The sequence below is a fragment of the Inquilinus limosus genome, assembly GCF_051487185.1.
Lineage (GTDB): Bacteria > Pseudomonadota > Alphaproteobacteria > DSM-16000 > Inquilinaceae > Inquilinus > Inquilinus limosus_F.
In genome coordinates, this window is sequence record NZ_JAHVDK010000019.1 from 148,001 (window position 1) to 160,023 (window position 12,023).

General features: G+C 69.6%; 12 protein-coding genes and 1 pseudogene. 9 read left to right on the forward strand and 4 right to left on the reverse strand.

The genetic code is table 11. From position 1 onward, the window contains the following. Positions 1-44: 44 nt before the first annotated feature. Together KXR53_RS21785 and KXR53_RS21790 are read right to left on the reverse strand one after the other, a co-directional pair. The gene (locus tag KXR53_RS21785; protein WP_437377373.1) at positions 45-986 is read right to left on the reverse strand and encodes a threonine ammonia-lyase; all 942 of its coding nucleotides are present in this window, start codon (positions 984-986) and stop codon (positions 45-47) included. Beyond that, the gene (locus KXR53_RS21790; protein WP_437377374.1) at positions 983-2,041 is read right to left on the reverse strand and encodes a succinylglutamate desuccinylase/aspartoacylase family protein; all 1,059 of its coding nucleotides are present in this window, start codon (positions 2,039-2,041) and stop codon (positions 983-985) included. The genes KXR53_RS21785 and KXR53_RS21790 overlap by 4 nt, the downstream gene beginning before the upstream one ends. A 145-nt stretch (positions 2,042-2,186) precedes the next feature. Here KXR53_RS21790 and KXR53_RS21795 point away from each other — a divergent pair, with 145 nt between their 5' ends. From KXR53_RS21795 to KXR53_RS21835, 9 genes are all read left to right on the forward strand, one after another. Continuing rightward, a complete protein-coding gene (locus tag KXR53_RS21795) occupies positions 2,187-2,945 on the forward strand; it encodes an IclR family transcriptional regulator (RefSeq protein WP_437377375.1) in 759 nt (252 codons plus the stop codon). A 197-nt stretch (positions 2,946-3,142) separates the two neighbouring features. Continuing rightward, complete coding sequence (locus tag KXR53_RS21800) at positions 3,143-3,826, forward strand: GntR family transcriptional regulator (RefSeq protein ID WP_437377376.1); 684 nt, start codon at positions 3,143-3,145, stop codon at positions 3,824-3,826. After that, the gene (locus KXR53_RS21805; protein WP_437377377.1) at positions 3,823-4,788 is read left to right on the forward strand and encodes an alpha/beta hydrolase; all 966 of its coding nucleotides are present in this window, start codon (positions 3,823-3,825) and stop codon (positions 4,786-4,788) included. Before KXR53_RS21800 ends, KXR53_RS21805 begins: the two co-directional genes overlap by 4 nt. Positions 4,789-4,805: 17 nt before the next feature. After that, complete coding sequence (locus KXR53_RS21810) at positions 4,806-6,020, forward strand: ABC transporter substrate-binding protein (RefSeq protein WP_437377378.1); 1,215 nt, start codon at positions 4,806-4,808, stop codon at positions 6,018-6,020. Between the two features lie 13 nt (positions 6,021-6,033). Further along, positions 6,034-6,951 (forward strand): carbohydrate ABC transporter permease, encoded by a 918-nt coding sequence (locus KXR53_RS21815; protein WP_437377379.1) that lies wholly within the window; start codon positions 6,034-6,036, stop codon positions 6,949-6,951. Continuing rightward, positions 6,951-7,787 carry a carbohydrate ABC transporter permease gene (locus KXR53_RS21820; protein ID WP_437377380.1) on the forward strand — a complete coding sequence of 279 codons (837 nt, stop codon included), beginning with the start codon at positions 6,951-6,953 and terminating at the stop codon, positions 7,785-7,787. Before KXR53_RS21815 ends, KXR53_RS21820 begins: the two co-directional genes overlap by 1 nt. 29 nt (positions 7,788-7,816) lie before the next feature. After that, positions 7,817-8,701 carry a sugar phosphate isomerase/epimerase family protein gene (locus KXR53_RS21825; RefSeq protein WP_437377381.1) on the forward strand — a complete coding sequence of 295 codons (885 nt, stop codon included), beginning with the start codon at positions 7,817-7,819 and terminating at the stop codon, positions 8,699-8,701. Continuing rightward, positions 8,698-9,690: a Gfo/Idh/MocA family protein gene (locus KXR53_RS21830; RefSeq protein ID WP_437377382.1), complete on the forward strand. Its 993-nt coding sequence runs from the start codon at positions 8,698-8,700 to the stop codon at positions 9,688-9,690. The genes KXR53_RS21825 and KXR53_RS21830 overlap by 4 nt, the downstream gene beginning before the upstream one ends. Positions 9,691-9,823: 133 nt before the next feature. Beyond that, a complete protein-coding gene (locus tag KXR53_RS21835) occupies positions 9,824-10,015 on the forward strand; it encodes a hypothetical protein (RefSeq protein ID WP_437377383.1) in 192 nt (63 codons plus the stop codon). Positions 10,016-10,096: 81 nt separating this feature from the next. Here the strand turns inward: KXR53_RS21835 and oxlT are convergent, their stop codons facing one another. Both oxlT and KXR53_RS21845 read right to left on the reverse strand, forming a co-directional pair. Continuing rightward, complete coding sequence (gene oxlT, locus KXR53_RS21840) at positions 10,097-11,413, reverse strand: oxalate/formate MFS antiporter (protein WP_437377384.1); 1,317 nt, start codon at positions 11,411-11,413, stop codon at positions 10,097-10,099. Positions 11,414-11,732: 319 nt separating this feature from the next. After that, positions 11,733-12,023, reverse strand: a pseudogene (locus tag KXR53_RS21845) (succinate--CoA ligase subunit alpha); the annotation flags it as partial.

Consider the following 12,023-nt stretch of genomic DNA (forward strand, 5'->3'; position numbering starts at 1 on the left):
TGCACTGTTCTTGTTGGGAGGGCGCAGTCCTCCGGGCTCTGCGCTCAGGCGCCGAGGCCGTCCGTCCCCGCGCCGCAGACCAGGCCGCAGACGACATCGCCGTCGCGCGGCACCACTCGGCCGGATTGCAGCGCCGCGACCGAGGCGGCACCGCTGAGATCGGCGGCGAGGCCGAGCTCGAACCACAGCCAGCGGGCCGCCCGCTCCATGTCCCGGTCCTCGATCAGCACCACCTCGTCCACGGTGCGGCGGATGATCTCGAAGATGCGCGGATCGGTGCGGCCGCAGGCCATGGTCGGCACCGCCGTGGTGACGGCGTCGAGCGTCACCACCTGCCCCGCCGCCAGGCTGGCGTGCAGGGTCGGGGAGCCGACCGGTTCGATTCCGACGATCCGGGCCTTCGGATAGGTCGCGCGGATCGCCGTCGCCATGCCGGCGGCCAGCCCGCCGCCGCCGATCGCGATCAGGAACAGGCTGGCCTCCGGCAACTCCTCGGCGATCTCCAGCGCCACGGTGCCCTGCCCCGCGACCACCTCGGGATCGGCAAACGGATGGAAGTAGACGGCGCCGGTCTCCTCGGCGGAGGCTCGGGCGGCGCGGTCGGATTCGTCCCACACCGTGCCCTCGATCCGGATCTCCGCGCCCCAGCCGGCCAGCTTGGCGCGCTTGGCCGGCGAGGCGTTGCCGGGCAGGAATACGGTGGTCGGCACCTGGGCGAGATGCCCGGCCCGCGCCACCGCGAGACCGTGATTGCCGCCCGAGGCGGTGACGATGCCGCGGGCCAGCGCCGCCCGGTCCGCGGCCAGCAGCCGGTTGGTCGCCCCGCGTGCCTTGAAGGAGCCGGTGACCTGCAGGCATTCGAGCTTCAGCCACAGCGGCGCCGCCGTCGGCGCTTCGAGCAGCTGGTCGGCCCGCATCAGCGGCGTCCGCCGGACATGGCCGCGGATCCGGTCGGCTGCGGCCGTGATGTCGCCGAAGCCGATCATCCGAGGCTCCCGCGATAGGGCGAGGCGACGACCAGGCAGCAATTGCCGGGCCGTACCCGCCCGGGCTGCCGCCGGGCATAGACGATGCCGTCGGCGCCGTAGCGCAGCTCGACCGGCGTGCGCCCCGGATCGTGCAGGAAATGGATGCGCCCAGCCGGCTGACCTGCACGCACCTCCGTGCCATTGCGGTGATAGGGCTCGAACACGCCGTCATCGCTGGCGATGACATAGGCGGAGGCGCCCAGCACCTCATAGACCTTCGGATCGGGCCGGCGCGGCGTGGCGAAGGACGGGTCGAGCACGCCGAGATGGGCCAGCACGTTGCGCACGCCGCGCCGGCAGAGGGCGAGCGCGTCGAGTGACACGGTCCCCGCCCCCGCCATCTCGGTGCCGACCACGGTCAGCCCGGCGGCGACGGCTGCGGAGGTCGCGGTGCGCGGCTCGCCGAGATTGTCGACCACGACGGTGATCGGCGCGTCGAAGGCCAGCACGGCGTCGATGTTGCGCCGCAGATGCGCCGGGTCGGCCGCCGGCTCGATGATCGCGCTCGGCAGGATGTCGAGCGACGAGCCGCCGGAATGGAGGTCGAGGAAGGCGTCGCCCAGCGGCAGCAGCACGTCCTGCACATAGGCCGAGATCTGCCGGGTGATGGTGCCGGCCGGATCGCCGGGGAAGGTCCGGTTGAAGTTCAGCCCGTCGACCGGCGAGGTGCGCTTGCCGGCCACCACCGCCGGCAGGTTGATCGCCGGGATCAGGATCAGCCGGCCCTGCACCGCGCCGGGGTCGAGGTCGCGGATGATCTCGCCGAGGGTGATCGGCCCTTCGTATTCGTCGCCGTGGTTGCCGCCCTCCAGGATCACGGTCGGCCCGGTGCCGTTGGCGATCACCGCCAGTGGGATGCGCACCGTGCCCCAGGCGTCGTCGTCCGGCGATTGCGGGATGTGGAAGAAGCCGACCTGCCGGCCCGGCCTGTCGAAGTCGATATCGGTGAAAGCTGTGCTGCGGCGCGCGGTCGCCCCGCCGGATCCCGCCGTCACCGCTTCGATGCTTTCCACCGTGAAGCCTCCCTGCGGCTGTCTCGGCTGTGTTTGCCGAAAACGCTATGGCTGTTTCATTGGTGATGTCAACGTCATATATAAAACGATCATCGAGCGGCCGACGGCGGCGATACAGTCGGTCCGGGATTCGTCGGGGGTGTACGTGACGGAAAAGAGAGCGGGGTATTCGGCGCCGGCGCTGGAGAAGGGCCTGGATATCCTGGAGCTGCTGGCCAGCCGCGACGAGCCGCTGTCACTGAGCCGGATCGCGGACGAGTTGGGGCGCTCGAAAAGCGAGATCTTCCGCATGGTGATGGTGCTGCTGGAGCGGGACTACCTGGCCCGCGACCCGGCCACCGACGAGCTGACCCTGACCAACCGGCTGTTCTCGCTGGGGCTGCGCACGCCGCGGGTGCGCAACCTAGTGACCGAGGCGGTGCCGGTGATGAACGCGCTGGCCGCCGAGACTGGCCATTCCGCCCATCTGGTGGTGCTGTATCGCGGCCGCACTGTCGTGCTGGCCTCCGTCTCCGGCGAGCCGGACATCAGCTTCACCCTCAATCTCGGCTTCAACCGGCCGGCGGTGGACGCCACGTCGGGCCAGGTGATCGTCGCTTTCCAGCCGCCGGAGGTGCAGCGGCGGCTGATCCGCGAGAGCCTGCCCCAGGCCCAGGGCCGGGTGACCGAGGCGGAGCTGATGCAGGACCTGGCCCGCATCCGCAGCCGCGGCTTCGAGCTGCATGAGAGCCGGGATTTCGTCGGCCTGACCGACATCTGCTGCCCGATCCTGGACCGCAACGGCCATGCCGTCGCCAGCATGATCATCACCTGCATCAAGCGCCACGGGCAGGAGGTCCGGCTGATGGACACGCTGGACGCCCTGAAGCGCGCCTGCACCGTGATCAGCCAGACCGCCGCGTGACGCAGCACATTCCTCCCCAGGATCGTCATCGCGAGCCGGCGAAGCCGGCGTGGCGATCCAGGGGCCGGGGACCCCTGGATGGCCACGCCCCTCCGGGGCTCGCCATGACGGTTTTTGCCCGTGGTTGGGGATCGGGCTTGCACATCTCGGGATTATCGATATCGTTATCAATATCGATAACAACATCGAGACGTCAGATGCTCGCTATTGCCCAGGAGGGCATGCGGCCCGGCAAGAGTGCGGAGGTCTTCGACGGCCTCAAGCGCCTGATCATGCTGGGCGAGCTGGCGCCCGGTATCGCCCTGCTGGAGCTGGAGCTGGCGCAGCGTTTCCAGTGCAGCCAGGGCACGGTGCGCGAGGCGCTGCTGGCGCTGCAGGAGGAAGGGCTGGTGCATCGCCAGCCGCACAAGGGCACCCGCGTCGCCGACTGCACCGAGGATGAGGCGGTCGAGATGTTCCGGCTACGCCACGGCATCGAGACCCGCGGCGTCGTCCGCGCCCTGCGGCGCCCCGACCCCGCCCTGCTGCCGGACCTGACCGCCCTGATCGAGGGCATGGAGGCGAAGGCGCAGGCCGGCGACGAATACGGGCAGACCGAGCTGGACCGCGCCTTCCACCGGCGGCTGTTCCGGGCCGCCGGCCTGCCGGCGGTGGAGCCGCTGCTGCACCGCTGCATCCTGCACAACCACCGCTTCAAGATCACCCGCAGCGGCGAGCGGCGCGACCTGATGGCCACCGCTCGGCGGCACTGGACCATCGTCGAGGCGCTGACGGCGCGGGACGAGGCGGCGGCGGTCGCCGCCATCGGCCACCACATCGAGACCATCGTCGATTTCGGCCCGTCGATCTTCGGCGCCGCCGAGGAGGGCCGCACGGCATGACCGGCTTCGATCCGAACGACACGCCCAACGCCGAGATGGCGGCGATCATGGCGCGGCTGGCCGCCGAGGACGGGCACCTGCCGGACCCGAGCACCCTGCCGCCCGCCGCGGGCCGGGCCCAGGCGGAAGGGGCGAACGGACGTTGGAATCGGGACCTGCCGCCGATGGCGGAGACGACCGAGCTGATGCTGCCAGGCAGCGCCGGCCCGCTGCGGGCCCGGCTGGTCCGGCCGGATTCGGCGCGGGGCGCGATCCTCTACATCCATGGCGGCGGCTGGGCCTTCTGCAGCATCGACACCCATGACCGGGCGATGCGCTGCCTCGCCAAGGCGACGGGCATGGCCGTGATCGGCGTCGACTACCGCCTGGCGCCGGAGCATCCCTACCCGGCCGGGCTGAACGACGCCGTGGCAGCGTGGCGGGCCTTCCCAGAGACACTGGCGTGGCACCGGATCGCGGGGCCCGTCGGCATCTCGGGCGATTCCGCCGGCGCCAACCTGGCGCTGGCGCTGATGCTGCGGGAGCAGGCCGCCGGCCGGCCGCTGCCCGAGTTCGGTCTGCTGTTCTACGGCGTCTATGCCGTCGACCACGACACCGAATCCCACCGGCGCTTCGGCCCCGGCGGCTACGGCCTGACCAGCGCAAGGATGGCCCGGTACCGGGACTGGTACGTGCCCGATCCCGCCACCTGGGGAGAGCCGCTGGTCTCGCCCCTCCTGGCATCGGACGCCGCGCTGCGGGTGCTGCCGCCGCTCTATCTCAACGCCGCCGGGCTCGACCCGCTGCTCAGCGACACGCTGGCGCTCGGGGCGCGGCTGCGGGCGTCGGGGCGGGCCGATCCGCTGCGGGTCCATCGCGGCGTCATCCACGGCTTCATGCAGATGACGACCGCTCTGGCGGAAGCCCGAACGGCCTTCGCCGAAGCCGGGGCCTGGGCCCGGCGCTTCAACGACAACGCATAACAACAGGAGGAGACGTCATGAGGAAGATGCAGGGTGCGGCCCTGGCCGCGCTGCTGGCGCTGGCCGCGGGGACGGCGCAGGCCGAGAGCACGGTCCGCTTCTGGTACCATTTCGACAATCCGGACAATCCGGTGGCCGATCTGGTCGCCAAATTCGAGGCGGCCAATCCGGGGATCAAGATCGAGGCCGAGAACATCCCCTGGAACAGCTATTACGACAATCTCTACACCGCGATCGCCGGCGGCAACGCGCCGGACGCGGCGATGGTGAAGCTGTTCGCGCAGCCGCGGCTGGTGGAGATGGAGGCGCTGGAGCCGCTGGACGACCGGATCGCCGGCTGGGACGGCAAGGCCGACCTGCAGGATGACCTGTTGAAGATCAATGCGGGTCCGGACGGGCACCAATACTACCTGCCGGTCCAGTATGTCGTCTCCTACCTCTACTACCGCGCCGATCTGTTGGCCGAGGCCGGGCTGCAGCCGCCCAAGACCTGCGACGAGTTCCACAAGGCGGCCAAGGCGCTGACCCGCGACACCAACGGCGACGGGCAGCCGGACCTCTGGGGCTTCGGCTTCCGCGGCGGCAAGGGCGGCTACGACCATTGGGGCCCCTTCGTCCTGTCGGCCGGCGCCAAGTTCGAGAAGGGCGGCCTGACCACGCCGCAGGTAGTCGCTGCCAACAATTGGCTGGTCGATCTCTATCGCGGCCAGAAGCTGTTCCCGCCCTCGGCGCCGAATGACGGGTTCCAGGAGATCATCGCCGCCTTCCAGCAGGGGCGGACGGCGATGACGATCCACCACATCGGCTCCTCCGCCGGCATCGTGAAGGCGCTGGGCGACAAGGTCTCCGCCGTGCCGGTGCCGGAATGCAACGGCGGCCGCTGGACCTCCTACGGCGACGAATCCCTGGCCGTGCTGTCCTCGGCCGAGGACAAGGACGCCGCCTGGAAGTGGATCGCCTTCCTGGCCGGCGGCGACGCCAATGTCGAGTTCAACAAGGCGACCGGCCAGCTGCCGGTGACCAAGAGCGGCGCGGCGAAGTGGACGCTGCACGAGATGCGCTTCGTCGATGCCACCGTCCAGTCCCTGCCCTTCGCCCACAGCCTGCCCGCCGTCTCCCAGACCGCGGATTTCGTCAACACGGTGTGGCCGGCGGCGATGCAGCGGGCCCTGACCGGCGAGATCACGGCGGAGCAGATGATGCAGGAGTTCGAGCAGCTCTACGCCCCATAAGGCGGAGGACCCGATGTCGATGACCCTGGCGACGGCCCGGGCGGCGCCGGTCCGCGGCAAGGAGCGGACCCGGATCCTGCCCTATGTGCTGCTGAGCCCGGCGGTGCTGGTGACGCTGCTGATCGTGTTCCTGCCGATACTGCAGGCGCTGGTCCTCAGCCTGCACGAATTCGTGCTGTTCCGGCCGACCCGGATGCCTTTCGCCGGGCTCGACAACTTCGCCAAGGCGCTGGCCGACCCGGTGTTCTGGACCTCGCTGCAGCACACCGCGCTCTGGGTCGGGATCACGGTCCCGGCCCAGCTGCTGCTCGGCCTCGCCACCGCGCTGCTGCTGAACCAGCGCTTCTGGTGGCGGCCGCTGGCCCGGGCCGTCGTCATCATCCCCTGGGCCCTGCCCAGCGTCGTCATCGCCCTGATGTGGCGCTGGATCTACGACCCGAACGCCGGGGTGCTGAACGACGTGCTGGTGCGTCTCGGCATGCTGCAGGGCGCCTTCCCCTGGCTGGCCGACCCCGGCACCTCGCTCTACGCCATCATCCTGACCCTGACCTGGCAGGGCTTCCCGTTCTTCGCGGTGATGATCCTGGCGGGGCTGCAGGCGGTGCCGCGCGACCTGTACGAGGCGGCGGCGATCGACGGCGCGACGGGCTGGCAGCAGTTCTGGCGGATCACCCTGCCCTCGATCGCCGGGGTGATCGCGACCGCGGTGCTGCTGCGGCTGATCTGGGTCGCCAACTCGATCGACGTGATCTTCGTCATGACCGGCGGCGGCCCGGGCTACGCCACCCACACCCTGCCGCTCTACGCCTTCATCAAGGCCAGGACCAATCTCGACTTCGGCTACGGCTCGGCGCTGGCCGTCATATTCACCCTGCTGCTCGCCGGCTTCGTCCTGGTCTATCTGCGGCGCACCACGAGGACCATGGACTGATGGTCACCCGCAGCTCCCCCTGGCGCCGGGCCGCCCTGATCCACCTGCCGATGCTGCTGATCGCGGGCTTCGCCCTGGGCCCCTACCTGTGGATGGCGCTGACCTCGCTGACGCCGCCGGACGACATCGTCGGCCGCGGCGTCGCCGCCGACCCGTCAGCCTGGACCGCCGCCAGCTACGAGAGGCTGTTCGGCCGCACCAGCTTCCTCGCCAATATGGGCCACAGCCTGATCGTGGCGCTGGGCACGGTCGCGGTCGGGCTGACGCTCAGCGTCACTGCGGCCTATGCCTTCTCGCGCTTCCGCTTCCCCGGGCGCCGGCTGCTGATGGTCCAGTTCCTGGTCATCAACATGTTCCCGATCGTGCTGCTGATCCTGCCGCTGTTCGTGCTGATGCGGCGGCTGGGCCTGCTCGACACCCATGTCGCGCTGATCATCGCCAACGCCACCGTCGCCATCCCCTTCGCCATCTGGATGATGACGAGCTACATCGACGCGATCCCGAAGAGCCTGGACGAGGCGGCGATGACCGATGGCTGCTCGCGGCTCGGCGCGCTGTGGCGGGTGATCCTGCCGCTCTGCATTCCCGGTCTCGTGGCGACCGGGATCTACATCTTCATCACCGCCTGGAACGAATATCTCTACGCCCTGACGCTGGGCGGCCGCAGCGTCCGCACCATGACCGTCGCGATCCAGACCCTGATCGGCGAGTACCAGATCGAATGGGGCCTGCTGACCGCCGGCGGCGTGGTCGGCGCCCTGCCCGCCACCATCCTGTTCCTCCTCGTCCAGAAACGCCTGATCGGCGGCCTGACCCAGGGCGCCGTGAAGGGATGACCATCTCCCGACCAAGAAAGACCGCATCCATGCCGAACCCGATCGGCCTCATCTCCATGCAGGTCGCGCGCCCCTTCACCGCCGAGCATTTCGGCTGGTTCGAGCGGATCCGCACCATGGGCTACGACTTCATCGAGCTGCTGGTGCCCGAGCCGGGCGAGCTGGACCTCGCCGAAACCCGTCGGGCGTTGGACGGCGCCGGCCTGTCCGTCGTGCTAGCCGCCCGGGTCAATCTGCAGCGCAACCTGACCGGCGACGATGCCGCCGCGCGCGAGGCCGGGGTCGATTACCTGCGCTATGCCGCCGATTGCGCCGAGGCGTTGGGCGCCCGCATCGTCGGCGGCCCGCTCTACGGCAACCCGCTGGTCTTCGCCGGCCGGCCGCCGGCGCCGGTGCCCGAGGACCTCCGGCTGCGCCGCCGCGACTGGTGCGTCGACGGGCTGCGCCGGGCCGCCGACGCCGCCCGCGACCACGGGGTGACGCTGGCGGTCGAGCCGCTGAACCGGTTCGAGACCGACATCCTGTGCACCACCCACCAGGGGCTGGAGCTGATCGACCTTGTCGGCCGGCCGGAGGTGCGGCTGATGCTCGACACCTTCCACATGCATATGGAGGAGGCGGACATCGCCGAGGCGATCCGCCTGGCCGGCGACCGCTTCGTCCATTTCCAGGCGAACGAGAACCATCGCGGCTTCGTCGGCACCGGCGCCACCGACTGGGTGGCGGTGGTGCGGGCCCTGGCCGAGGTCGGCTATGCCGGCCCGATCTCGGTCGAGCCGTTCCGGCGCGACGACGACCGCTTCGGCGTGCCGATCGCGCAATGGCGGCCGCCGCATGAGGACGAGACCGAGAAGCTGACGCAGAGCCTGGCCCTGCTGCGTGGCGCTCTGGCCATGGGAGGGCACCGGCGATGAGGATCGGCTGGATCGGCTGCGGCACGCATGCGACCCAGATGCTGCTGCCGCAGCTGACGCGCCACGATGTCGAGCTCGTGGCGCTGTGCGATGTCGACGGCGCCAACCTGGCCCGCGCCGCCCGCCAGTTCGGCGTCCGCGCCACCTATTCCGACCATCGCGACCTGCTGGCCCATCCCGGGCTCGACGCGGTCGGCATGGCGGTCGGGCCGGCCGCGCATCACGCCATCGGCCTCGCCGCCCTGGCCCGCGGCCTGCCGGTGTTCATGGAGAAGCCGCCCGGCGACACTCTCGCCCAGGCGGAGGAGCTACTGGCGGCGTCGGAGCGCGCCGGCAAGCCGCTGGTGGTCGGCTTCATGAAGCGCTGGTCGATCGGGAACCGCATCGCCGGCAACATCGTCCGCGGCGGCGAATTCGGTCCGGTGCTGGGCTTCTACGGCTCCTACATGACGGCGCCGACCTATTTCCGCGGCGCGGTCGACTACAGCGGCTTCTTCCTCCACCACTGCATCCACTACATGGACCTGCCAGCCTTCCTCGCCGCCTCGCCGATTCGCGAGATCTCGGCACGCAAGGTCGAGAACGGGCCCGGGCGCCTCTTGATGCACATCGCGCTGGGCTTCGACAACGGCGCCATCGGCACCATCGTCATGGGCACGGTGCAGTCGCGCGGCACGCCGATGGAGTTTGTCCAGATCATGGGCGACCACCGCCGGCTGGAGGTGCGCAACGTGGTCGACGTGACCTACTACCGCGACCCGGCCTTCAAGACCCAGGATCTCGGCGCCACCCTGTCCGGCACGGAGGACGCCCTGACCTGGTCGCCCAACTTCACCGCCGCCGCCAATGAGGACGTGAAGGGCTACCACGCCCTCTTGGAGGTCACGCTGAAGGCCTTCCTCAGCGAGACGGCCGACGCCCCCACCATCCGCGACGGCGTGACCGCGATGCGGCACCTCGAGACGCTGCGGCACCAGGTCGAAGGATAGGCGGCACAGGGCGGAGGCCTGCCAGCCATGCGGAAATGCAAAACTGTACCTTGTATTCTGTATACCAGATTTCATTGCGTTCTCTCTGTCGCGCTGCCATATGTGCAGCGCAACACGAACGGAGGAGAACGACATGACCTTTCTCGTGCTCGGCGCCGCCTTGGGCTTCGCGCTTCTGGCCTATGCCGCGGACCGGCTGGCCCCGGCGGAGATGGGCCGCGCCCCGCTGGCGCTGCGCCCCGCCTCCCGCTTCGGCCGCGTCCCGCAGCCCGACGAATTCGAGGCCACCGACCCGGCCTGGGCCAGCTTCATGCGCGCGATGTGAGGCACACGCACAAAGAAAGAGGAGGCAAGCAGGCTTGCCTCCCGGGGATCGTCTCGATTGCCGGGATCGTCCCGGCCCGGTTCAGTTGGCGAGGCGCGGCTCCCCTTCCAGGGCGGCCTGGGCCCGCGCCTGCTCCAGCGCCCGGGCCCGCATCGGCTTGAGCACGAACATCGCCATCACCGCCGCGATCACATTCACCAGCGCGGCGAAGATGAACACCATGTCCCAGCTGCCGAGCTGGCTGACCGCAATATTGGCGAAGGGCACCACCAGCGAGGCCGTCCCCTTGGCGGTGTAGAGCAGCCCGGCATTGGTGGTGGCGTAGCGCGACCCGAAGGTGTCGCCGCAGGTCGCCGGGAACAGCGAGTAGATCTCGCCCCAGGCGAAGAACACCATCGCGGTCAGGATCACGAACAGAACAGGGTCCTGGCCGAACTCCATCAGCAGGACGATGCCGACCGCCTCCAAGAAGAAGGCGATGAACATCGTGTTCTCGCGGCCGATATGGTCCGAGACCCAGCCGAAGAACGGCCGGGTGACGCCGTTCAGCACGCGGTCGAGCGACAGCGCGAAGGTCAGTGCCGGCATGGTCAGGCCGAGCATGCTGACCGGCGTGTCGCCGATCTTGAAGTCGGTCGCGATCGGGGCCAGTTGCGCGGTCGCCAAGAGGCCGCCCGAGGCGACCATGACGAACATCGCATACATCACCCAGAACACCGGGCTGCGCAGCATCTCCGTCGGCGCATAGTCACGCCGGGTCTGCACGATCTTCGGCTTCACGACCGGCAGCTGCCCCTTGGCCGGCGTCGCCAGCAGGAAGGACAGCAGCACCACGGCGCCGCCCTGGATCAGGCCGAAGGTCAGGAAGGTCGCCTCATAGCCCGAGGAATGGATCATATTGGCGATTGGCACGATGGTCAGGGCCGAGCCGGCGCCGAAGCCGGCCGCGGTCAGCCCCGCCGCCAGGCCGCGCCGGTCCGGGAACCATTTCAACGCCGCGCCGACGCAGGTGCCGTAGACGGCGCCGGCGCCGATGCCGCCGATGGCGGCGGCGATGTAGAGCACGGTCAGCGAATCCGCCACCGAGTTGATCGCCCAGGCGATGGCGCAGAGCACGCCGCCGATCAGGACCACGATGCGCGGCCCGAACTTGTCGACGAACCAGCCCTCGACCGGCACCAGCCAGGTCTCGGTCAGAACGAAGATGGTGAAGGCGACCTGGATCGCCGCCCGGCCCCAGTGATGCGTCGCATCGATCGGGCCGACGAACAGGGTCCAGCCATATTGCAGATTGGCCACCATCGCCATGCAGACGATGCCGATGAGCAGCTGCAGCCAGCGTCCCCCCGGCGGCCCTTTGCGAACCGGCTCCGTCTGAGATGAGGTTTCAGTCAGCATTTCCGTCCCAATCCTTCGCATGTCGGTTGAGGCAACCCCATGGCATCGGAGGTGACGGCCCGTGACGGACGCCATCGTCCTCGAGAAGGGGCGCGCGGAGTGCTGTCGCCGGGCCGGTCTGGGACCGGATTCGGTGGGTCAGCAGATCCCGTCGTGCCGATGTGTCGATCGGCTGCCCCTCCCCTCGGTTATGTCGTTGTTATCCGAGGCCGTTATCGCCGGCCTTCTGGCATACCAAATGCAGTACGTCTGGTACCAAAGAACGTTTCCGCCGCGGTGGCAAGCCGGAATCGTGGCTGCACCGCAGCATCTCGTGGCCTTATTCCGCCGCAGCCCTGCTGCCTTCGCGCAGCACCCGGATCATGGTTTTCCCGAGCGCTGCCGGGGAGTCGGCGACGGTGATGCCGGCGGCCTTGAGGGCGTCGATCTTGTGGTCGGCGGTGTCGTGGCCGCCGGAGATGACGGCGCCGGCATGGCCCATGCGGCGGCCGGGCGGCGCGGTGCGGCCGGCGATGAAGCCGACCACCGGCTTCTTGGTGCCGCTCGCGCGGAGGAACTCGGCGCCCATCACCTCGGCGTCGCCGCCGATCTCGCCGATCATGATGATGCC

Bases quoted from the DNA above. Each gene is read 5' to 3' on its own strand.
- KXR53_RS21805 (WP_437377377.1), top strand. From the start codon at position 3,823: ATGACCGGCTTCGATCCGAACGACACGCCCAACGCCGAGATGGCGGCG.
- KXR53_RS21825 (WP_437377381.1), top strand. From the start codon at position 7,817: ATGCCGAACCCGATCGGCCTCATCTCCATGCAGGTCGCGCGCCCCTTC.
- KXR53_RS21785 (WP_437377373.1), bottom strand. From the start codon at position 986: ATGATCGGCTTCGGCGACATCACGGCCGCAGCCGACCGGATCCGCGGC.
- oxlT (WP_437377384.1), bottom strand. From the start codon at position 11,413: ATGCTGACTGAAACCTCATCTCAGACGGAGCCGGTTCGCAAAGGGCCG.
- KXR53_RS21800 (WP_437377376.1), top strand. From the start codon at position 3,143: ATGCTCGCTATTGCCCAGGAGGGCATGCGGCCCGGCAAGAGTGCGGAG.
- KXR53_RS21810 (WP_437377378.1), top strand. From the start codon at position 4,806: ATGAGGAAGATGCAGGGTGCGGCCCTGGCCGCGCTGCTGGCGCTGGCC.
- KXR53_RS21835 (WP_437377383.1), top strand. From the start codon at position 9,824: ATGACCTTTCTCGTGCTCGGCGCCGCCTTGGGCTTCGCGCTTCTGGCC.
- KXR53_RS21830 (WP_437377382.1), top strand. From the start codon at position 8,698: ATGAGGATCGGCTGGATCGGCTGCGGCACGCATGCGACCCAGATGCTG.
- KXR53_RS21815 (WP_437377379.1), top strand. From the start codon at position 6,034: ATGTCGATGACCCTGGCGACGGCCCGGGCGGCGCCGGTCCGCGGCAAG.
- KXR53_RS21820 (WP_437377380.1), top strand. From the start codon at position 6,951: ATGGTCACCCGCAGCTCCCCCTGGCGCCGGGCCGCCCTGATCCACCTG.